The organism is Halalkalibacter krulwichiae, assembly GCF_002109385.1.
Taxonomy (GTDB): Bacteria; Bacillota; Bacilli; order Bacillales; family Bacillaceae_D; genus Halalkalibacter; species Halalkalibacter krulwichiae.
This window is the reverse complement of the sequence record NZ_CP020814.1, coordinates 834,730-856,280: the sequence shown is the minus strand read 5'-3', so window position 1 is coordinate 856,280 and position 21,551 is coordinate 834,730. Positions and strand designations below refer to the sequence as shown.

The window sequence follows — 21,551 nt, the reverse complement described above, 5'->3', positions numbered from 1 at the left end:
TCATCATCCTTACTTGATGGCTTGTTCAATCGTTTTCTTACCATTCGCTGCTAAAGCATGATCTGGTTGAATGACAAGCGCTTGCTTAAATGCCTCTAATGCATCATCAGTTCGATCTTGATAAGCATAAGCAACACCTAAGTTAAAGTACGCATCTGCATGTTGATCATCCAGTTTAACAACTTGTTCAAGCTCTAATATTGCTTCATCAATTTGTTCTAATTGAGCTAAGCATAAGCCATATTGAAATCGAGCGTCAACGTCTTTAGGTTGAAGTTCTACCGCTGTCTTAAAAGAAGCTAAGGCATGTGGCAAAGCACTCAACTGATAATAACTCATCCCTAACATAAAATGGACATCTACTTCATTTAACTTCTCCATTAGTGCTTTCTTAAACATCTTAGCAGCTTCTTCAAATTGATCCTGATTATAATAAATCGTTCCAGCTCCATAATAAGCCGTTGCTGCGTGCTCATCAAGACCAATTGCCTTATCAAAAAATACTAAAGCACGTTCATAATCGCCTAATAGTCCAAGCAAATTTCCAAAATTAATAAACCCTGTTGGATCTTTCGGGTTTTCTTCAATCGCTTGATTAAACATATTAGCAGCCTCTTCATACTTTTGCTCATTCATATATGCTATGCCTTTTTCATTTAACATAAATAATCCCTCATTTCATCAACTTATCATACAACGGACACGAATTGAAAAAGGAAAACGCCTCACTAGGCATTTTCCCACTTCTTAATTACATGATCAATTGTTGCTCCACCAAGACAAACATCGCCATCGTATAAAACGACTGCTTGTCCAGGTGTAATTGCACGCTGGCGCTCGTGGAAATACACTTTAATTGTATTATCTTCTCCAGGGTAGACTGTCACTTCTTGGTCTTCTTGTCGGTAACGGAACTTTGCTGTACACGTTATTTCCTTTTCAACCGGATTCCCGCCAATCCAATTCATACCAATGGCATCTAGCCCTCAGAATATAAACCTTCATGATGAAAACCTTGCCCCACAAGCAAGACATTTTTCTCTAAATCTTTACCAATAACAAACCAAGGTTCCCCAGCACCACCAATGCCAAGCCCTTGACGTTGACCTAGTGTGTAATACATTAACCCATCATGTTTTCCTTTGACTTCTCCTGTCAATGTTTGCATTTCACCTGGTTGTGCAGGTAAAAACTCACTTAAAAATTCTTTGAAATTCCGTTCACCAATAAAACAAATACCCGTACTGTCTTTTTTCTTTGCTGTTGCTAAATCAGCTTTCAACGCTAATTCCCTTACTTCTTTTTTCGGGATATGACCGATCGGAAACATTGTCTTAGATAATTGTTTTTGCGACAATGCATTCAAGAAATACGTTTGATCCTTATTATCATCAACACCACGTAGTAAGAAAAATTCTCCATTCTTTTCTTCAACACGAGCATAATGCCCCGTTGCAACATAATCGGCACCTAGAGTCATCGCATGGTTTAAAAAGGCTTTAAACTTAATTTCTTTATTACACATGACATCAGGGTTAGGAGTTCGTCCAGCCTTATATTCTTCAAGAAAATAAGTAAACACTTTGTCCCAATATTGCTTTTCAAAATTAACCGCGTAGTATGGGATACCAATTTGGTTACAAACTCGAATGACATCTTCATAATCTTCCGTAGCGGTACAGAAACCATTCTCATCTGTATCATCCCAGTTCTTCATGAAAATACCGATTACATCATAGCCTTGCTCTTTGAGCAACAACGCTGTTACAGACGAGTCAACCCCACCTGACATTCCAACAACAACTCTTGTATCTTCTGGTCGTTTATTCATTTTTCACCCACCACCTTTATCTAGCTGATAAATTCACTTTGTTGTCCAAGCCGTTTTACTATCTGAGCCGTTTCATTGGCCACACGTTGAATCTGTTCAACCGTATTACCTAGGCCAAAACTAAATCGAATGGCTGATTGAATGCGTTCATCTGCTTTACCAAACATCGCTACAAGTACATGGGACGGCTCAATTGATCCCGCTGTACAAGCAGAACCGCTCGAGGCTGCAATTCCTGTTAAATCTAGATTCATCAGCAATGACTCAATATTAACTCCTCTAAAACTTACGTTCACAACATGTGGCAACCGCTCATGTTGATGTCCATTTATAGAGAAAATGACTTCTTCCTTTGTCCAAGTATCGATTAATATCTTTGAAAATTGTTGATAAAGCTCTTGTCTTTCTTCAATAGAATCTACAGCGATCTCCATTGCTTTAGCAAAGCCAACAATGGCAGCGACATTTTCAGTCCCTGCTCTTCGCTTTCTTTCTTGTTCGCCTCCAAAAAGAACCGGACGAAGTTTCACTCCATTACGTACATATAGAAGACCAATACCTTTTGGACCATTTATTTTGTGAGCTGAAATTGAAAGCATATCTACTGGTAACTCCGATACATTCAACTCAATAACCCCACAAGCTTGAACCGCGTCTGTATGAAAAGCAGCTTGGTGCCCCTTCAAAACATCTCCAATTTCCTTAATTGGTTGAACAGTTGCTACTTCGTTGTTTCCAAACATCAGCGTAACAAGAATCGTATCATCTCTTAGTGCCTCTTGTACATCATTTACACTCACTCTCCCAGTTTCATCCACTGGTAAATAAGTAACATCAAATCCACGCTTTTCAAGCTCTTCACAAGCATGTAATACAGCATGATGTTCAATTTGTGATGTAATAATATGTTTGCCATTTAATTCATGTTCAAGAGCATAGCCTAAAATAGCCATGTTATCCGCTTCTGTTCCCCCGCTTGTAAAAACAAGATTTTGATCAGAAGTGCCAAGCTTTTTGGCAATCGTTCTTCTAGCCTGGTCGATCGCTTGTCTTGCTTGTCTACCTATCTGATGAATACTAGATGGATTTCCAAACACTGTTTGATAGTATGGGAGCATCGCCTCAATAACTTCTGGATGTAGAGGAGACGTTGCAGCGTGGTCGACATAGATCATCTCCACGTTACTCACCTTCTTTTAATAGTTATTTAAAAAGGGAAGTGCGCCCTTTTTTTCCTTAATATCTTTTTAGCTTTCCTTCGTTCCGGCAATGGCTTCTCTCCCTGCGCGGTCTTATGAGAAAACCGCTCATAAAGACCTTAAAACCTTGCAGGGGCTTCGCTCATTGCTTCGAGTCACTAGAAAAAGGGAAGTGCGCCCTTTTTCTAATGACTCTTAAATATAAAACATATAATATTCTTGTTCGCCTTTGTCTTCGTAGTTAGCTAGGTCATCTAGGGTTGTGTTGTCTAGTACATCCTTGACAGCATCACGGATTTTTATCCATAGATTACGTTTGGCTGGTTCTTCGTCGTCCATTACTTCTACTGGACTTATAGGGCCTTCGAGCACACGAATAATATCACCAGCAGTAATATCTTTTGCTTCTTTTGCTAACATATATCCACCATAGGCACCTCGTACGCTTTTAACTAGCATTGCGTTTCTGAGTGGCGCAATTAATTGTTCTAAATAATGCTCTGATAAGTCATATTCCTTCGCAATTGATTTTAATGAAATTGGCCCTTCTCCCGTACGTTTAGCCAATGCCATCATGATGGTAAGTCCGTATCGACCCTTCGTTGATATTTTCATCTACATTCCCTCTTTTCATTATAAAATCAAATAGTTTTTGACATTGTGGCATCGTTATACCGACAACTGAACCAATCCCAAAGCAAAATAATACTGTGCCGATAAACACCTTACCGCCCATTAGCCAACCGACGGTTAAAACAATTACTTCCATTGTCCCCCGTACATACTGTACTTTCCAACCCGTTCTTTCTTGTAAAGCTAACATTAAACTATCCCGTGGTCCAGCGCCGCACCTAGGTGCTATATAAATTCCAATCCCATATCCAATTAGAATAATTCCGATTCCAAGCATTAAATATTGTAAGTAGCTATTTACAGGTGTCGAAATCATCCACAAGCAAAGATCAATAAAAATTCCAAGAAACAGCATGTTAAGGAAGGCCCCTAACTTTGGCCATATCTTTGTCAATAGCGCGGAGACTCCTAATACAATAGCCCCCATAATAATCGACCATGTTCCAACTGTTAACCCAAATTGCATCGTTAATCCTAAATGAAGGACATCCCAAGGAGCTCCTCCTAACTCCGCTCGGATCATCATAGCAATTCCAAACGCCATTACCATAAGCCCAAGCATAAACGTACTCCACCGAAGGAAAAACGTACGTTTTCTATTATCAAAACCATATTCCAAGAGATATCCCTTCTCTCTACTAAGTCTTTGCCATTATAGCATGAAACATCTCATTTTTGCGTATAAGACACTTGAAACTGATACCTTTATGAAAAACTCAATAACACTCTGATCAGTTGGCATTTAGCATTTCTTCTATTACACTTACAGTAGCATTGATGACGGAGGTCTAAAATGAAAAAGCAGCCACTCGCATTTAAAATGCGTCCTCGGAAAATAGAAGAAATAATTGGTCAACAACATCTTATCGGTGAGGGAAAGTTATTGAGACGCATGGTTGATGCTTCTCAGCTGTCCTCGATGATCTTATATGGACCACCTGGTATTGGTAAAACATCAATAGCAAGTGCAATTGCTGGATCCACAGGTACTCCTTCAAAATTATTAAATGCTGTAGTGAACAACAAAAAAGATTTGGAGATAGCTGTTGAAGAAGCAAAAATGCACGGTCAACTGATTCTAATTCTTGATGAGGTGCATCGTTTAGACAAAGGCAAACAAGATTTCTTACTGCCTCATTTAGAGAATGGTCTAATTATTTTAATAGGTGCCACAACATCAAATCCATACCATTCAATCAATCCAGCAATTAGAAGTCGCTGCCAAATCTTTGAGTTAGAGCCTCTAACTCCAGAGGAAATCAAGCGAGCGTTAGAAAGAGCAGTAGAAGATGAAGTCAATGGCTTTGGAAAGCAAAAGATTACGTTTGAAGAGGGGCTCTTACTCACTTATCCCATGCATGTGGAGGAGATGTGCGTTCGGCATTAAACGGCTTAGAACTAGCAATACTTTCAACCTATCCAAATGAAAACGAAGAAAAATTCATTTCACTTTCCACTGCCGAATCGAGTATTCAAAAGAAAAGCTTTCACCATGATAAAGATGGTGATGCTCATTACGATGTCCTTTCTGCTTTTCAGAAATCGATTAGAGGTAGTGACGTTAACGCCTCTTTGCATTACCTTGGGCGATTAATTGAAGCAGGTGATCTAACAAGTATTAGTAGACGATTACTCGTAATTGCCTATGAAGATATTGGTCTTGCAAACCCCCAAGCTGGACCAAGAACCTTATCAGCAATTGAGGCATCGGAACGTCTCGGTTTTCCTGAAGCTCGGATCCCTTTAGCCAATGCAGTCATTGAACTTTGTCTTTCACCCAAATCAAATTCTGCCTATAAGGCACTTGATGCTGCGATTGCTGATATCCGCAGTGGAAAAGTCGGTACTGTACCAAAACATTTACGAGATGCTCATTATCAAGGCGCCGCCCAACTAGGCCGAGGGATAGATTACAAATATCCACATGATTTTGAGCATGGTTGGGTCAAACAACAGTATTTACCAGATACAATTAAAAATAAAAAGTATTATGAACCAAAACGAACAGGAAAGTTTGAACAAACGTTAGCTGATATATACGAACGGCTTCAAAATAAAATGTAATAAACTCATTTTCTATTCAACAGATTAATGGGATCCTTGTTCTGAAGAGAAATTATATTTTTCTAGATTTACTGTGACTTTAATAGCTTCTTATCATTTACTTTCATCTTTTTCTATCATCCTTGTATAAATATAGTTAGATCTGGTTAGAATTTTTATCAACTAAACAATAACCATTAGGAGTTGATAAAATATGAAAGTAAGACAAGATGCATGGTCACATGAAGATGATGTATTATTAGCGGAAACCGTCTTGAAACACATTAAAGAAGGAAGCACTCAACTTCGTGCATTCGATGAAGTTGGAGACGAATTAAATCGTACCTCTGCTGCATGTGGTTTCAGGTGGAATGCTGTCGTTAGAAACCGTTATATGAAACAGATAGCTGATGCTAAAAAAGAGCGCAAAGAAAGAAAAAGGGCAGCTACTTTTTCTTATTATCCTCAGATGAGACCAATGTGGACACCGCAACCTACTTTGGAAACGATGAACCAATCGCTAGATAGTGAGATGTCGTTAGAATCTGTAGTACAGTATTTACAAACTTTGGTACAATCAAATGCGAAAACTCCAGCTCTACAACGTGAAAATGAAAAGTTAGTAATGGAGAATAAAGAATTACAATTGCGTAATCAAGAATTAGAACGCGAGCTAAAGAAAATTAAACAGGATAATAGTATCATTGAAGAGGATTATCAATCTCTTATTCAAATTATGAATCGTGCTAGAAGAATGGCGATATTAGAAGATGAAGATTCCCTTTCTAATGCTGCATTCAAAATGGACAAGAATGGCAATTTAGAGAAACTAGCTAAATAATAGTAATCTTGAATAAAGAAAAAGAGGCGTCTCAGGAGGTTTGCTTCCCCTCCTTGAGACGCCTTTCACTTGAATTCATTATCAAGCTACTCTGTTCTAACGCCAACAAAAAACGTCTCAGAAGGCGCCACTTTTGCACCTTTGAGACAGTCCACATTACTTTTTGCTTAAAAACTTAAACTAACTATTTATCTTCCACTATAATATAACATGCTCTAATAGGACCATGAACGCCTACAACTAAGTTCATTTCTATATCAGCACTATTACTAGGACCTGATATGAAGTTAACGCAAGAAGGGAATCTTCCTTCTTGCTGGGCTAAATCATGAAGATGTTTAGCAGCTTGCGTCATCCTTGGAACAATTGTACTTTTAGGAATAATGGCAATATAACTTGTTGGCAAAAGGCTCACTGAGCGCCCTTTATCCGAATTACTTAATAAGACAACAGTCCCAGATTCCGCTAAGGTCATATCTGAAAAAGTAATTCCAATATCTGCTTGTTCTGCTTGAACAACATTCTCTTCTCCACGTGCCGGATCCCAAGTATGAATTTGTTTACCTTCTCGATTTAATGACTCAAACAACTCGTCTAAGCCAAATTGTGTGAACCGTTCATCTTTCCAATTGATTATTTTCTCTCCATCAAATAAAGAAATAACATTCTCTAATACACGAGGCAGTTCGTTCATAGTAGTTTTTTGAAAACTTGTATGAATTCTATCACATTGTTCACGTAATCTTTCTACTAATTGATCTTGGGTCTCACCTTTAAATACATTATATTGCGGTTGCTTTTTCCAAGTTGGACGGCTAACCTGCTTACGTCGCTCTCTCCCTAAACTTTTAGCTATATTATTTAGGAAGGATTCTTGATTATGAACAGTACCTTTTGTTGTCACTCTGAATCCCCTCCTTTATCACGATTGTTAAACCACTTTCTAAAGGATTCTTTACTTGGCTCTGGAAAATCGCGAATATCTGTCCACGGCTTCACAGGTCCTGGTCCTTTAGAGATTTTCCCATCTTTCACCAAAGGTCCCATTACTTGTGGCGCCACTTTCGTTCCTACATTATAAAGTTTAGGTGAACTAGCAGCTAATGCGAAGCCTTTCATTGCTAATTTCTCTCCAAATGCAGCCTTCCCTTGCTCTTCTACCATGTTACGGCGATGCTTCACTAATAATTCATGGAGAGGAATTTTCACCGGACACGCATCCGTACATGCTGCACACAAACTAGAAGCATACGGCAGTTCCTTATACTCGTCATAGCCGCCTAATAAAGGCGAAAGTACAGCACCAATTGGTCCCGGATATATCGAACCATAGGAATGTCCCCCAATATGACGATAAATTGGACAAACATTAATACACGCTGCACAACGAATACATTGAAGCGCAGATTGAAATTCTGTTCCTAGAATTTTTGAACGGCCATTATCAACTATGACTAAATGAAACTCTTCCGGTCCATCAACATCGCCCTCTTCTTTTGGACCTGTTAAACCGGTTATATAACTTGTTAACTTTTGACCAACTGCACTGCGGCAGAGCATACTGACAAGTACTTCTAGCTCTTCCCACGTAGGAACAATTCTCTCCATTCCCATGACAGAAATTTGTGTTTTAGGTAAACTCGTAGCAAGTCTAGCATTCCCTTCATTTGTCACAAGGGAAATACTGCCCGATTCAGCTACAGCAAAGTTACAGCCTGTTATTCCTAAGTCTGCTTGAAGGAATTCCTGGCGCAATTGTTCTCGAGCAAATAGCGCTAATTCCTCGGGTTTCGATGAGTGTTGATAACCTTTTTTATCATGAAACGTATTTCGAATTTGCTCTTTGTTTTTGTGTAAGGCAGGCGCAACGATATGTGAAGGTGGGTCGTGGTCATCAATTTGCAAAATGTACTCCCCAAGATCGGATTCAATCACTTCACAGCCCATGCTTTCTAAAGCTTCATTCATACTGATTTCTTCTGTAACCATTGATTTCGATTTTATAATCTTCTTTGCTTCTTTTTCTTTCACTACACGCTTAATATATTCATTTGCCTCCTCCGCCGTCTCTGCAAAGAAAACATGCCCTCCCTGTGCTGTCACATTTGAGGTCAATTGTTCTAAATAAAAATCAAGGTTCTCTAATGTATGTTGACGGATTTCTTCCGATAGTTCTCGCCAATCTTCCCAATCTCCAAGTTCTTCTGCGGCATTTAAGCGGGCGTTTTTTAACCTTTCTTGAGCAGATACCATTGCATTTCTCATAAAATCATTTTTTAGTCCTTTATCAACTCGACCAAAAAATTCTTCATTGCCAATCTTCATCGCCATACTAAAGCCACCTCCTAGTTTGCTTGTTTATTTAAAATTTCAGCAATATGCATTACTTTAATAGGCTTCCCTTGCCTATTTATACGTCCACCAATATTCATTAAGCATCCACAATCAGCTCCAACTAGAACTTCAGCCTCAGTGCTTTCTATATGGCTAATTTTTTCATTTACCATTTGTTCTGAAATTGGTACCATTTTCACTGAAAAAGTTCCTCCGAACCCACAGCAATTTTCTTTATTTGGTAAGTCAGTAAATTCTAGTCCTTGTACATTCTTTAATAATGTTAACGGGGCATCTTTTACTCCAAGAAGACGAGTCATATGACAGGAAGTATGATACGTTGCCTTTACAGGGAACTTTGCACCTACATCCTCAACCTTTAGTACATCAACAATAAATTGAGTGAACTCATATGTTTTGGCTGCAAGCTTTTCTGCTTTCTCTTTCCATTCTGGTTCATCTTTAAACAAATGTGGATATTCAAGAAGCATCGATGCACATGATCCAGAAGGTGTTACCACATACTCTGAATGTTCAAAAGCACGAATCATATTTTTAGCAACTTCCTTTGTTTCACGATGATACCCGCTATTATAAGCTGGCTGACCACAGCAAATTTGCGAAGCAGGAAAATCTATTTTACAACCTAATCGCTCTAATACTTCAACAACATCTTTTCCAACTCCCGGATAAAAGACATCGGATAAACAAGTTATAAATAATGAGACGTTCATCTATCTCTCTCCCCTTAAATCAGATCAGGTCATCTGATGACTTAATTAAAATGCAAGAGGGCAACATATATGTTACCCGCTTACTTTTATCTATCACTAGTATAATATGTTTTAAATAGATTACAAATACCTAATTAAGCAGCTTGGTCATAGTTGTCCATTTCTTTACGCTTTTTACTCCCTTTTGAGAATGCGTATACAACAATACCAATCACGATTGCTACCATTATTGTACCTAAATTAAACCCAACGCCATTTAATATAATAAACCCAATACCGCCAGCTAAAAACACATAGAAAATAGTTGGAATAATGGTTTTTCTGATAATTAAGCCTTCTTTACCTAACAACCCTGCTGCAGCCGAGGCTGCTACTACGTTATGGACACAGATCATATTTCCTGCAGCTCCACCAACTGCTTGAAGAGCAACAATCGTTGATCCTGTTACACCGATATTTTCTGCTACTCCGAATTGGAATAATGAAAACATCATATTACTGATTGTATTACTCCCAGCTACAAAAGCTCCTAATGCACCAATTGCTGGTGCCACTGCAGGCCAGTTATCTCCTAGTAACTGAGAAACACTTTCCGCAAGGACAATTGGCATACTTTCAAATCCACTAGAATTGACACCCGAGTTTAAGAATACTTGAACCATCGGTACGGCAAATAACAAAGCAGGCGCTGCACTTACGACTGTACCAAAGGATTCTTTTGTAGCCCTCTTATACTCATCAGGCTTCATTCTGTGCATAAAGTAAACAATGATAGAAACAAATATTAAGATGGTTCCAGGTAAATGTAACGGTGTACTTGTAAAAGAAATGGTCGTACCAAATAACTCAGTGACATTGATTTTTACAACTTTTAGCCAATCACCGAAAGGAAGCGCATTCACGCGTGTTAGGACTAGAATTACTCCAACAATTACATATGGTAACCATGCCATAAAAGTACTAATCTTACGCGGTGGTTTCGCATTTGAGACTTTAAGTCTTCCAACCCATTCCGGATCCCAATTTTGTTTTGAATCAAAATCCCAAACGTTTTTTGGAATTAAGAATCCTCTTTTTGCCGCTGGAATAACAATTGCTAAACCAATTAATCCACCGAACATAGATGGAAATTCCGGCCCTAGAATATTAGCTACTAAAGCAAAAGGAATTGTAAATGATAGACCGGCAAAAATCGCAAACGGCCAAATCGCTAATCCTTCAGTAATTGATTTATTCTTTCCAAAGAAAGTTGTTAACATTGTAACCATAAATAATGGGATAAAAATGCCGACAATCCCATGAATAATTGCTACTTCTCCTCCAATTGAACGAATATAAGCATCATAGGTCATCCCTAAGTTGGCCGCCGTTTCATGGACAAGAGCAGATTCTCCTAAACCAGAATTAACACCAATTAAAATAGGTGTTCCAACAGCCCCGAATGAAACCGGTGTTGATTGAATAATGAGGGCAACGACTACTGAAGCCATTGCGGGAAATCCAATTGCAACTAGTAACGGCGCTACAATTGCAGCTGGTGTTCCCCAGCCTGATGCTCCTTCAATAAATGAGCCAAATAACCAACAAATAATGATGGCTTGAACTCGGCGGTCAGGTGAAATATTGGTAAATCCTTGACGGATCGTATGTATCGCTCCGTTTTCTTTTAACGCATTCAAGAGCAGAATTGCTCCGAAAACGATTAATAGTACTTCTAATGCAGTCGTGACACCGCGAATACTCGCAGCCGCGATTTGATTTCCAGGTACTCCCCAAATAAAAAATGACACAATAACTGTAATTAAAAATGCTAATGGCATCGCTCGTTTAGCAGGCCATTTTAATAAAACTAAAAATAAAAAAACTGATAGAATTGGAACTAGTGCTAATAACGCTAAAGCTCCTAAACTCATCTGATACTCCCCCTAAGATCAAACTCTTAAAATATCTAACGTTCAGGTCATCAGACGACCTGAACTGTAAGTGCTTTCATTATAATAAAATGTTCAATAAATATTCAACTTTTTCTAGCTGTTTTAGATAAATAACAATATATTTTGTATGAATACACAAAAATATAATCTTATTTATAGACTTTGATACTCTTTATAGGAAGTACATAGCTCTGTTTTTCCTATTATTTTAAAATATGTGAAAGCCGCCAATATAGAGACTATAGGTACGTAATGAAAAATGAGGCCGAAACAAAAGAGTTTTAATTAACAAAATCCGAACGCAATGACCGTAGATGCATAATAGCATCCGCTCCTAATAGCTTGTCATCGTTCGTACTTTCATTAAAACTCTTTATTCATGTCCCAGCCCCAGCCTCATTTTTCACTCACAATGAAGATTTGCTTTTATAGATTCTATCACTATTACTTTATAACTATTTAGTCATGTTATACCGCCAATTTACCGCTCTATCGTAATATCTTTTAACAGTTTCGTAATGACATGACCAGCCATAATTAACCCTGCAACTGATGGAACGAAAGCATTAGAAGAAGGAGGCATTTTAGCTTTTCTAATTTTCCCTGCTTCAGCCGCTTCTGACACAATTTCTTTCCGAATTTCTTCTCTAATCTTAATCGGCTGTTCATCAGAATAAACGACTTCTATTCCTTTATGTATCCCTTCCTTTCGAAGCTTCGTCCGTATCACTTTTGCTATCGGATCATAACTTGTCTTAGAAATATCTGCAATTCTAAAGCGAGTCGGGTCCATTTTATTGGCAGCGCCCATACTTGAGATGATTGGAATTTTTCTTTCTAAGCATTGTTTCATTAGATGTATTTTGTAGCCAATTGTATCACTTGCATCGACTACATAATCTAAATCATAACTGAAAAATTGCTCATATGTTTCTTCTGTATAAAACATTTTCAAAGCAATTACTTCACAGTCAGGATTAATATCTTCTATCCGCTCTTTCATTAATTCTACTTTTTGTCTCCCAACTGTGGATAATAAAGCATGGATTTGTCTATTTACATTCGTAATATCAACATCATCTTTATCTACAAGGATTAAACGGCCTACTCCTGAGCGTGCTAATGCTTCTACAGAAAAGGAGCCTACTCCTCCAACACCTAAAACGGCTACTGTGCTGTTTTTTAACTTATCTAGTCCATCATGACCAATTGCTAGTTCATTACGTGAAAATTGATGCAGCATACATTATACCCCTTCCAAACTGGTTTACGGATTGAATATACCATAGCCATCAGCAAAAGTCTAAAAGCGCTTGGTTCGTAAGGACATTAAAAAAGCAACTTCCTAGTCAGAAGTCGCTTTTTCATACTATGTAGCGTAAGAAACCCAATGATGCCGTGTTATTTATTGTTTTGAACCTGCTCCTAAGCAGGTGGGTGCCCTGCGAAATTGATTTTACTTCCTCTACACAATGAAGGCTTGTAATCACAATTTCAACTCGAACTCCCTTACAAAAACTGTTGGCTCAAAACGTAAATGTCTACGTACATCTTAGGAATCTTACTTGTTATATTCAGTTTAACAAAAACCATTTTCTTGGTCAATATATATATCTGAATATTGAAACATTATTTTCAACGATGTTTGTTCCACAATTAACTGAACAATAAATATCGACTATTTCTAAGTGCGCTTTGGAAACATCCCTATCTCTATGTTAGACTTACTATAAAATTATGTGTATGAAAGGATGTGCCTTTTTGAAGCTTCTAGCTACTCAAACATGTGTAGAGGTTCATCAAGAAATTGGTTGGACACAAAAGCGTATCATTGAAACGACCTTCGATATAAAGCTGTTTGATAATCAACTAAATGTTAAAGATGAAGTTTTCCCATTAACCTCGATTTTTGATATCTCCTATCGTAAAAAACAAGAGAGAAATGCTATGGGTTTTCTTTATCTCCATACAAACCGTGGTGTTCGAACGTTTTACATTAAAGAAGATGCCAAACCTTTAGTAAGTGCTTACCAACAACTTAAATTAAAGCGTCCCGAGCTTCGCTAAAATGTACTGCTTCCAACCTCTTACGACTAGAGATGTCACCATAAATAGGGTAATGTTTGAAAGGTGAAGGAGAGTTACTGTTGCATATAATCCAACCTTCACCCTCATAGTGGTCACATGTATCTAACACATGTACGTTCATTAACTTTACCCATTTTAACGCTTGTTCTCTTTGATCATGTCTAATAAACATTAACTCATGAACAATTGAGCTTGCTGATAACTTTTCGTTATTTAAGATTGATCGTCTAGTTGTATCTTTCGATCTTTCATGGTATAGAAAGTCCTCTACCATACTATTTGCTGTTGCCTTTTTTCCTGCACCAGGACCTACAAAAAGCAGTTGATCAATTGCATCTCCTTGAAGAACAACGGCATTCAAGACACCTTGAACATTAGCTAATGCTTCTGTTTGAGTTAAAAAGGCAGGTGTAACACGCCCAATTATTTTTTTATCTTCTTGAACAGCTTCAGCCATTAATTTAATTTTGAATCCAAATCTTTCTCCTATTTCTACATGCCAATCTTCCAATTCTGTAATACCTACTCGTGGAATATCTAGCACATTTGGCCATTCGCCAAAACAGAGACGACTTAAGATTCTTATTTTATACCATGCATCAAAGCCATCAATATCATCACTAGGATCAGATTCTGCGTAACCTCGCTCTTGTGCATCAAGTAACACATCAGAAAAGGCACGATGGTTATCAATCATTTCTGTCAGGATATAGTTTGTTGTCCCATTTAAAATACCAGCAACTCTCGTAATAGAGGTCGTCATTAACGTTCCTTTTAAGGCATTAATGATTGGTATTCCCCCTGCAACCGCGGCTTCATATCCATAATAGGTTGATTGTTCTTTTGCCATTTCTTCTAATACATTCCCTTTTTCAGCAACTAGTTTCTTATTAGCTGTAATTACAGGTACGCCTTTTTTTAACAACTCCGACGTATATGTAAAAGCTGGTTCAACACCACCAATTGCCTCAAAGATGATGTCAAACTCAGCGGCTTGACAAAATTCATGCCAATCACTTGTTACCATTGCATCCGTCTCTACTATACGCTTTTTTTGTTTGTCTTTAACTAACACAGAGGCAATTCGAATCTGACTACCCAATAATGTTTCTATTTGCTCCTTCGTTTCTATTAGCCTCTCATATACCCCACTACCTACAGTTCCATACCCAATTAAACCTATATTTATCATCACTTTCCCCTCCTACTTTCTATCCGACCTCTTCAAAAAGAAAATAAAAACAAAAAAACCTCTCCGATAAGGAAAGGTTTTGGCTGCCTTTACTTATCTTTCAGAATGGACATCATTCTGCTGAAATTAGCACCTTTTTTTACATGGCTTGCAAAACGGTTGCTGGGCTTCGTAGGGTCAGTTCCCTCCACCTCTCTAGATAAGTTTGAATTGTTCAAACGTTCCTATTAAGTTATCGTGATTATACGGTATTAGTTAATTTTTGTCAATTATACGTTAACTTTTTCTGCTTTTTTACCGATAATCGATAAATTTAGATCTATTAATTGTTCAACACTCACTTCACTCGGTGCATTTGTTAGCAAGTCACTCGCACTAGCCGTTTTCGGGAAAGCAATTGTGTCACGTAAATTACTACGTCCAGCTAATAACATAACTAATCGATCTAATCCTAGTGCAATTCCTCCATGAGGCGGTGTTCCATACTCAAATGCTTCCAATAAGAACCCGAATTCTTCACGTGCTTCCTCTTCAGTAAACCCTAACGCACTAAACATCTGTTCTTGGATATTTCGCTGATAAATCCGTTGTGATCCACCGCCAAGCTCATATCCATTTAAAACTAGATCATAGGCATCAGCACGCACACTAGCAGGATCAGTAGCTAATAATTCAATATCTTCTTTTTTAGGATTAGTGAATGGATGGTGCAAGGCAACAAATCGTTTAGCCTCTTCATCATATTCAACTAGTGGAAAATCAACGACCCAAAGGAAGTTGAATTGATTTTGATCGATCAGATCAAACTGCTTTCCAAACTTCAATCGTAGAGCTCCTAAGCTATCAAACACAACTTGCTTTTTGTCTGCTCCAAAGAATAACAGGTCTCCCACTTCAGCATCTAAAGCTTTAATTAGTGCTATTGCTAGTTCGCCTTCAAAGAATTTTGCAATTGGTCCTTTAAGTCCGCCCTCTTCTACTTTTAACCAAGCTAATCCTTTTGCCCCATATTGCTTAACGAAATCAGTCAAAGCATCAATCTCTTTACGAGAAAGCTTATCTGCTCCACCTTTTAAATTTAGCCCTTTCACGGTTCCACCGCTCGCTAATGCACTTTGGAAAACTTTGAAGTCAGAATCCTTCACGACCTCCGATAACTCAATTAATTCCATTCCAAAACGTAGATCTGGTTTATCAGAACCAAAGCGATTCATAGCTTCATCATACGTTAGTCGAGGTATCGGCAATGAAAGTTCAATTCCTTTTGTTTCTTTCAAGATCTTAGCCATCATTTTTTCCGTCATTGCAAGTAAATCTTCTTTACCCATAAATGATGTTTCGATATCGACTTGAGTAAACTCTGGTTGACGATCTGCACGTAAATCCTCATCACGGAAACAACGAACAATTTGATAATAGCGCTCAAATCCAGATACCATTAACAATTGTTTGAAAAGCTGTGGTGATTGTGGCAATGCATAAAACTCACCATGATGTACACGACTAGGAACTAAGTAGTCACGCGCTCCTTCTGGTGTACTTTTTGTTAACATTGGTGTTTCAATTTCCATGAACAATTCTTCATCAAGGAAGTTACGAATTAATTTCGTTGTTTGGTGACGTAATTTAAACGTTTCTTGCATATCTGGACGACGAAGATCTAAATAACGATATTTTAAACGAACATCTTCCGAAGCATCTGTATTCGCCTCAATTTGAAATGGCAATGGCTTTGACGCGTTGATAATGTTCACTTTTTGCGCATGAACCTCAATAGTTCCAGTTGCTAGTTTATCGTTAACTGTTTTTGGGTTACGGGCTACTACTTCCCCCTCCAATTCAATGACGTATTCATTACGAATTCGTTCTGCTACACTTAGTGCTTCCTGAGCCACTTCAGGGCTAAAGACAACTTGAACGATCCCAGAGCGATCACGGACGTCAAGGAAAATAACCTGTCCTAAATCCCTACGCTTTTGAACCCAACCCTTTAATTGTACTTTCTCCCCTACTTGCTCTTCTCCAAGCGTCCCACAATGATGTGTTCTACCTATCATGTTACTTACCTCCCATAGTTTTACTTTTGACATAATCTATAAATGCTGCAAGTTCAACTTCTACCTGATCACCAGTTTCCATATCTTTCACATTAATCTTGCCTTGTGAAAGTTCATCATCACCTAATACAGCTGTATAACGTGCCTGAAGGCGGTCTGCAGCTTTAAATTGAGCTTTCATCTTCTTATCTAAATAATCCTTATCAGCACTAATACCTGCTCTTCTAAGCTGATAAACAAGCTCTACTGTCTTGTCCTTAGCTGCTTCCCCTAAAGAGACAACATAACAATCAAGTCTAGGAGCTTTTTGAACTGCCAATTCTTTCGCCTTAAGTGCCATGATTAGGCGCTCAATGCTAAAAGCAAATCCAATTCCAGGAGATGATGGTCCACCTAAATCTTCAACCAAACCTGTGTATCTTCCGCCACCGCAAAGAGTTGTAATGGCACCAAATCCTTCTCCTTCTGCCATAATCTCAAACGCAGTATGGAAATAGTAATCGAGACCACGCACAAGAGTAGGATCTACAACATAAGGAATTCCTAACTGATCTAGATGTCCTTTCACTCTTTCAAAATAATCTTTTGATTCCTGATTTAAGTAGTCAAGAATAGATGGCGCTGTTGTCATTAATGGATGCTCTCGATCTTTTTTACAATCGAGAATACGAAGAGGGTTTTTCTCTAGACGATTCTGACAATCCTCACAGAATTCACCTATACTAGGTTTAAAATGATCGATTAATGCTTGACGGTGTGCATTACGGCTTTCTTTGTCGCCTAAACTATTTAATACAAGCTTTACTTCTTTTAAACCAAGCTCTTCATATATACTCATAGCTAATGCTAATACCTCGGCGTCAATCGCTGGATCAGAGCTTCCTATTGCCTCCACTCCAAACTGAACAAATTGACGCATACGTCCTGATTGAGGACGTTCGTACCTGAACATTGGACCATTGTAAAAAAGTTTCGTTGGCTGGTTAGCTTGTCCATACATTTTTTTCTCCACATACGACCTAGCTACTCCAGCTGTACCTTCTGGTCTTAGTGTAATGCTTCGTTTACCACGATCTTCAAATGTATACATTTCTCGTTGAACAATATCCGTTGTATCGCCAACGCCTCTTTGAAACAAATCTGTATGTTCAAAAATCGGTGTTCGAATTTCTTGATAGTTAAATCTCCGACATATGTCTTTAGCCTTATCTTCAATGTACTGCCAAAGCTCAACTTCACCTGGTAATATATCCTGCGTTCCACGCGGGATTTGAATACTCATGTTCTTTCCTCCAAACTTCCTTCTAAAATTTAACCTTTAAAGCTTATCACCATATCAAACATCGTTAATTGAGAAGCTCTTAGAACGAGCAAAAACTCATTTCCAAAGAGAATGGATTTCTTTTGGAAATTAAAAAACTCCCGCCACTGATGAAAAATCATCAGGGACGAGAGTTAAACCCGTGGTGCCACCCTAAATTGAAGCAAAACGCTGCTTCCACTTTTGTACAGTTAACGCCTGTATACGTCTTTTCCTACTAGTCAATGATGTTCAGAAAAACTCCTCTGAGGTGTTCATTCATTAAGACAAATATGGAGGGCTCTCAGCCACGGCCTCTCCTCTCTTTCTATCTGCTACCTTAATTACTATGCCTCTTCGTCGGAATTGTCTTTGTTTTGCAATTAGTTGCTTCTAATCATACGAATGTTCAAGCCAACTGTCAATAGCTTAATTACGATTAAGTTTGCTTTTTAATAATTTTACGTCTCTTAACGAAAGTCCGAATTCAGACGCCAATTCTAAGTTTGTATTCTGACCTTCCCTTTCGACAAAGTTATGATAATCCATATTAAAAAGTGGGTTCAAACTATTATGATGCAGTTGCTGACGCATACTTGAACGCATATAACCATTCCTCTCTAGCCTTTTCTCCTATTTTGACCAAACAAGGAGAAAAACTTACATCTAGAAAGAGCTTTTTCTAATTATTTGCTTTCAACGATTAGTGTAACAGGTCCGTCGTTAACGATAGACACATCCATCATAGCTCCAAATATACCTGTTTGGACCTTTATGTCTTTCGAACGTAATACTTCGTTAAACTGATTATAAAGCTTTTCTGCAAAGTCCGGCTTAGCTGCAGCCATAAAATTAGGCCGCCTTCCTTTTTTTGTCTCACCATATAACGTAAATTGGGAAATCGAAAGAATCTGCCCCTTTACTTCTAGAAGAGAATGGTTCATCTTACCACTCTCATCTTCAAAGATACGTAAATTAACTATTTTGTCAGCGACATACTCAACATCTTCAATTGTATCATCATGGGTAATGCCAACAAGTAATGTCAACCCAAAGTCAATTTGACCAACAATCTTGTCATTTACTGTTACGGAAGAGTTCTTCGTTCTTTGTAAAACAACTCTCATCTCTTCACCTCACTACTTTAAAAGCGCACAACTTAATGCATCACTCTTCGTACTGAATAAATATCTTTCAAATGCTTTATTTTTTCTACGACCTTGTGAAGGTGATCTATATTATGAATGGAAATTGTTAAATGAATCGTCGCTACTTTCTGTCTGTGATCACTTCTACCTGACACAGCATTAATCACTGTTCTAGATTCAGTTATCGCATGAAGCACTTCATTTAAAAGACCATTGCGATCGTATGCCGAAATTTCTATATCAACATTATAAGATTTGCTTTGATACGTATCGCCTTCCCACTCAACTTCGAGCAACCTTCCTTGCGCTTCTTCATTTTGAACATTTGCACAATCCGAACGATGAATGGAAACTCCACGTCCTTTTGTAATATATCCGACGATTTCATCTCCTGGAACAGGTGTACAGCAACGTGATAAGCGAATAAGAAGATTATCGACTCCTTTTACGGTTACACCTGAATTCACTTTCTTCTTCGGTCTATGTGTTTGGACATCAGATAACGCAGCTGCAAGACTCTTTTCTTCTTGTTCTTGATCTTGCTGTCTTCTTAACTTTTCCGTCATACGGTTCACGATTTGTTTAACACTAATTCCACCATAACCAGCTGCTGCAAACATGTCTTCCTCACCAGCAAAGCTATACTTATGAGCTACATCTGAAATATTCTCTGCTGTTAGTACCTCTTTTGGCTCAAAGTCAAGTGCGCGAATTTCTTTTTCAACTAGTTCACGCCCTTTCTCCACATTTTCTTCTCGTCTTTCCTTTTTGAACCATTGCCTAATTTTATTTTTGGCATGGGAAGATTTTGTGATCTTTAACCAATCTTGACTTGGACCGTAGGAATGTTTTGATGTCAATACCTCAACAATATCGCCTGTATGCAAACGATGCTCTAGAGGTACCATTTTGCCATTTACTTTTGCTCCTATACAGCGATTGCCAATTTCGCTATGAATACGATAAGCGAAGTCCAATGGAACTGAACCTGCTGGCAGTTCGATAACATCTCCCTTAGGTGTAAAGACAAAAACCATGTCAGAGAACAAATCCAACTTAAGTGACTCCATAAACTCTTGAGCATCATTCGTCTCAGTCTGGGATTCAATCACATCACGGAACCAGCTAAGCTTGTCCTCAAATGTATTCTTATTTTGAGAAACCTGTTTCCCTTCTTTGTATGCCCAGTGAGCTGCTACCCCGTATTCAGCAATACGATGCATTTCTTCAGTACGAATTTGAACTTCTAACGGGTCACCTAATGGACCTACAACCGTCGTATGCAGAGATTGGTACATATTGGCTTTAGGCATCGCAATATAATCTTTGAAGCGACCTGGCATCGGCTTCCAGCATGTATGAATTACACCAAGTACGGCATAACAGTCTTTAATGCTCTTTACCATTATCCTTACTGCAAGGAGGTCGTAGATTTCATTAAACTGTTTATTTTGCATAATCATCTTTCGATAGATACTGTAAATATGTTTTGGTCGTCCAGACAACTCCGCCTCAATATTCACATCAGTTAAATGCTCATTAATTGTGTCCATTACCTCAGATAAGTATTTCTCTCGTTCAGCCCGCTTCTTTTTCATTAGATTAACAATTCTGTAATATTGTTGTGGATCTAGATACCGAAGCGCAGTATCCTCTAATTCCCACTTAATTGTAGAGATACCTAACCTGTGAGCAAGAGGTGCAAAAATTTCCAGTGTTTCATTTGACGTAACTCGTTGTTTTTCTGGCGGCATAAATTTGAGCGTGCGCATGTTATGCAATCTGTCTGCTAACTTAATAAGGATAACTCTTATATCTTTAGCCATTGCAATAAGCATCTTCCGGTGATTTTCAGCTTGTTGCTCTTCTTTTGATTTATACTTGAATTTCTTAAGTTTTGTAACGCCATCCACTAACATTGCAACTTGGTCATTAAATGCTCGTTCTAGCTCTTCAACCGTGACATCTGTATCTTCAACAACATCATGTAAAAAAGCAGCTGCGACCGTATTGGGATCGAGTTCTAATCCTACGATTATGCCTGCTACTTGTATCGGATGTAAAATATATGGTTCACCTGATTTACGGTACTGCCCTTCATGAGCTTGCTCGGCAAAATCATAAGCTTTTCTTAAAAAAGCCACATCTTCATCATTCAAATACCGGCTAGCATTTTCTAATACTTGATCTATCGTCATGGAATCACCTATTTACGAT

Annotated in this window: 17 protein-coding genes, 1 other RNA gene, 2 pseudogenes, 1 riboswitch and 1 other annotated feature; of the genes and pseudogenes, 3 read left to right on the top strand and 17 right to left on the bottom strand. The window is 38.2% G+C overall.

Annotation, left to right across the window (positions count from 1 at the left end):
• Positions 1–9 precede the first annotated feature (9 nt).
• The 5 genes and pseudogenes from BkAM31D_RS04470 to BkAM31D_RS04450 all read right to left on the bottom strand — a co-directional run bounded on the left by BkAM31D_RS04470 (position 10) and on the right by BkAM31D_RS04450 (position 4,225).
• Entirely contained in the window at positions 10–663 is a 654-nt protein-coding gene (locus BkAM31D_RS04470) for a tetratricopeptide repeat protein (RefSeq protein WP_066155688.1), read from the bottom strand.
• Positions 664–728: 65 nt separating this feature from the next.
• Positions 729–1,831, bottom strand: a pseudogene (gene mnmA / locus BkAM31D_RS04465) (tRNA 2-thiouridine(34) synthase MnmA).
• A gap of 20 nt (positions 1,832–1,851) precedes the next feature.
• Positions 1,852–3,012, bottom strand: coding sequence for a cysteine desulfurase family protein (locus BkAM31D_RS04460; RefSeq protein ID WP_066155695.1), 1,161 nt, complete (start codon positions 3,010–3,012; stop codon positions 1,852–1,854).
• Positions 3,013–3,225: 213 nt separating this feature from the next.
• Positions 3,226–3,645: a cysteine metabolism transcriptional regulator CymR gene (gene cymR / locus BkAM31D_RS04455; RefSeq protein WP_066155697.1), complete on the bottom strand. Its 420-nt coding sequence runs from the start codon at positions 3,643–3,645 to the stop codon at positions 3,226–3,228.
• Positions 3,590–4,225 carry a YczE/YyaS/YitT family protein gene (locus BkAM31D_RS04450; RefSeq protein ID WP_066155699.1) on the bottom strand — a complete coding sequence of 212 codons (636 nt, stop codon included), beginning with the start codon at positions 4,223–4,225 and terminating at the stop codon, positions 3,590–3,592. The genes cymR and BkAM31D_RS04450 overlap by 56 nt, the downstream gene beginning before the upstream one ends.
• Positions 4,226–4,456: 231 nt before the next feature.
• Here BkAM31D_RS04450 and BkAM31D_RS04445 point away from each other — a divergent pair.
• Together BkAM31D_RS04445 and BkAM31D_RS04440 are read left to right on the top strand one after the other, a co-directional pair.
• Positions 4,457–5,727: pseudogene (locus BkAM31D_RS04445) on the top strand (replication-associated recombination protein A).
• Positions 5,728–5,920: 193 nt separating this feature from the next.
• On the top strand, positions 5,921–6,547 hold the full coding sequence (locus BkAM31D_RS04440; protein WP_066155705.1) for an RsfA family transcriptional regulator: 627 nt from the start codon (positions 5,921–5,923) through the stop codon (positions 6,545–6,547).
• Between the two features lie 184 nt (positions 6,548–6,731).
• Here BkAM31D_RS04440 and BkAM31D_RS04435 read toward each other — a convergent pair whose 3' ends face one another.
• From BkAM31D_RS04435 to ssrS, 6 genes are all read right to left on the bottom strand, one after another.
• Positions 6,732–7,451, bottom strand: coding sequence for a LutC/YkgG family protein (locus BkAM31D_RS04435; protein WP_066155708.1), 720 nt, complete (start codon positions 7,449–7,451; stop codon positions 6,732–6,734).
• Positions 7,448–8,878, bottom strand: coding sequence for a LutB/LldF family L-lactate oxidation iron-sulfur protein (locus BkAM31D_RS04430; RefSeq protein ID WP_066155711.1), 1,431 nt, complete (start codon positions 8,876–8,878; stop codon positions 7,448–7,450). Before BkAM31D_RS04430 ends, BkAM31D_RS04435 begins: the two co-directional genes overlap by 4 nt.
• 14 nt (positions 8,879–8,892) lie before the next feature.
• Positions 8,893–9,615 carry a (Fe-S)-binding protein gene (locus BkAM31D_RS04425; RefSeq protein ID WP_066155714.1) on the bottom strand — a complete coding sequence of 241 codons (723 nt, stop codon included), beginning with the start codon at positions 9,613–9,615 and terminating at the stop codon, positions 8,893–8,895.
• 134 nt (positions 9,616–9,749) lie between these two features.
• Positions 9,750–11,528: an L-lactate permease gene (locus BkAM31D_RS04420; protein ID WP_066155717.1), complete on the bottom strand. Its 1,779-nt coding sequence runs from the start codon at positions 11,526–11,528 to the stop codon at positions 9,750–9,752.
• Positions 11,529–12,030: 502 nt separating this feature from the next.
• A complete protein-coding gene (locus BkAM31D_RS04415) occupies positions 12,031–12,792 on the bottom strand; it encodes a tRNA threonylcarbamoyladenosine dehydratase (protein ID WP_066155720.1) in 762 nt (253 codons plus the stop codon).
• Between the two features lie 137 nt (positions 12,793–12,929).
• A non-coding RNA gene (ssrS, locus tag BkAM31D_RS04410) (6S RNA) lies at positions 12,930–13,111 on the bottom strand.
• Between the two features lie 199 nt (positions 13,112–13,310).
• Between ssrS and BkAM31D_RS04405 the strand changes: the two genes are divergently transcribed.
• Entirely contained in the window at positions 13,311–13,616 is a 306-nt protein-coding gene (locus BkAM31D_RS04405; RefSeq protein WP_169801120.1) for a hypothetical protein, read from the top strand.
• On the opposite strand, the gene BkAM31D_RS04400 is transcribed toward BkAM31D_RS04405, so the two are convergent.
• The 6 genes from BkAM31D_RS04400 to BkAM31D_RS04380 form a co-directional block, all read right to left on the bottom strand.
• A complete protein-coding gene (locus BkAM31D_RS04400) occupies positions 13,588–14,829 on the bottom strand; it encodes a homoserine dehydrogenase (protein ID WP_066155729.1) in 1,242 nt (413 codons plus the stop codon). The genes BkAM31D_RS04405 and BkAM31D_RS04400 overlap by 29 nt on opposite strands.
• 90 nt (positions 14,830–14,919) lie before the next feature.
• Positions 14,920–15,035: riboswitch (SAM riboswitch) on the bottom strand.
• A gap of 63 nt (positions 15,036–15,098) precedes the next feature.
• Positions 15,099–16,886, bottom strand: a complete 1,788-nt coding sequence (gene aspS / locus BkAM31D_RS04395) for an aspartate--tRNA ligase (protein WP_066155732.1) — start codon at positions 16,884–16,886, stop codon at positions 15,099–15,101.
• 1 nt (position 16,887) lies between these two features.
• Positions 16,888–18,168: a histidine--tRNA ligase gene (gene hisS, locus BkAM31D_RS04390; protein WP_066155735.1), complete on the bottom strand. Its 1,281-nt coding sequence runs from the start codon at positions 18,166–18,168 to the stop codon at positions 16,888–16,890.
• Positions 18,169–18,327: 159 nt separating this feature from the next.
• Positions 18,328–18,556 (bottom strand) — a binding site (T-box leader).
• Positions 18,557–18,615: 59 nt separating this feature from the next.
• The gene (locus BkAM31D_RS23885) at positions 18,616–18,792 is read right to left on the bottom strand and encodes a hypothetical protein (protein ID WP_169801121.1); all 177 of its coding nucleotides are present in this window, start codon (positions 18,790–18,792) and stop codon (positions 18,616–18,618) included.
• Positions 18,793–18,872: 80 nt separating this feature from the next.
• Positions 18,873–19,313, bottom strand: coding sequence for a D-aminoacyl-tRNA deacylase (gene dtd, locus BkAM31D_RS04385; RefSeq protein ID WP_066155738.1), 441 nt, complete (start codon positions 19,311–19,313; stop codon positions 18,873–18,875).
• A gap of 32 nt (positions 19,314–19,345) precedes the next feature.
• A complete protein-coding gene (locus tag BkAM31D_RS04380) occupies positions 19,346–21,532 on the bottom strand; it encodes a RelA/SpoT family protein (protein ID WP_066155742.1) in 2,187 nt (728 codons plus the stop codon).
• Between the last annotated feature and the right edge of the window lie 19 nt (positions 21,533–21,551).

Excerpts from the sequence above, each read along its gene's own strand:
- BkAM31D_RS04470 (WP_066155688.1), bottom strand. The coding sequence starts at position 663 with ATGTTAAATGAAAAAGGCATAGCATATATGAATGAGCAAAAGTATGAA.
- cymR (WP_066155697.1), bottom strand. The coding sequence starts at position 3,645 with ATGAAAATATCAACGAAGGGTCGATACGGACTTACCATCATGATGGCA.
- BkAM31D_RS04440 (WP_066155705.1), top strand. The coding sequence starts at position 5,921 with ATGAAAGTAAGACAAGATGCATGGTCACATGAAGATGATGTATTATTA.
- BkAM31D_RS23885 (WP_169801121.1), bottom strand. The coding sequence starts at position 18,792 with ATGCGTTCAAGTATGCGTCAGCAACTGCATCATAATAGTTTGAACCCA.
- hisS (WP_066155735.1), bottom strand. The coding sequence starts at position 18,168 with ATGAGTATTCAAATCCCGCGTGGAACGCAGGATATATTACCAGGTGAA.
- dtd (WP_066155738.1), bottom strand. The coding sequence starts at position 19,313 with ATGAGAGTTGTTTTACAAAGAACGAAGAACTCTTCCGTAACAGTAAAT.
- BkAM31D_RS04400 (WP_066155729.1), bottom strand. The coding sequence starts at position 14,829 with ATGATAAATATAGGTTTAATTGGGTATGGAACTGTAGGTAGTGGGGTA.
- BkAM31D_RS04380 (WP_066155742.1), bottom strand. The coding sequence starts at position 21,532 with ATGACGATAGATCAAGTATTAGAAAATGCTAGCCGGTATTTGAATGAT.
- BkAM31D_RS04450 (WP_066155699.1), bottom strand. The coding sequence starts at position 4,225 with ATGCTTGGGCTTATGGTAATGGCGTTTGGAATTGCTATGATGATCCGA.
- BkAM31D_RS04415 (WP_066155720.1), bottom strand. The coding sequence starts at position 12,792 with ATGCTGCATCAATTTTCACGTAATGAACTAGCAATTGGTCATGATGGA.
- BkAM31D_RS04425 (WP_066155714.1), bottom strand. The coding sequence starts at position 9,615 with ATGAACGTCTCATTATTTATAACTTGTTTATCCGATGTCTTTTATCCG.
- aspS (WP_066155732.1), bottom strand. The coding sequence starts at position 16,886 with ATGATAGGTAGAACACATCATTGTGGGACGCTTGGAGAAGAGCAAGTA.
- BkAM31D_RS04420 (WP_066155717.1), bottom strand. The coding sequence starts at position 11,528 with ATGAGTTTAGGAGCTTTAGCGTTATTAGCACTAGTTCCAATTCTATCA.
- BkAM31D_RS04430 (WP_066155711.1), bottom strand. The coding sequence starts at position 8,878 with ATGGCGATGAAGATTGGCAATGAAGAATTTTTTGGTCGAGTTGATAAA.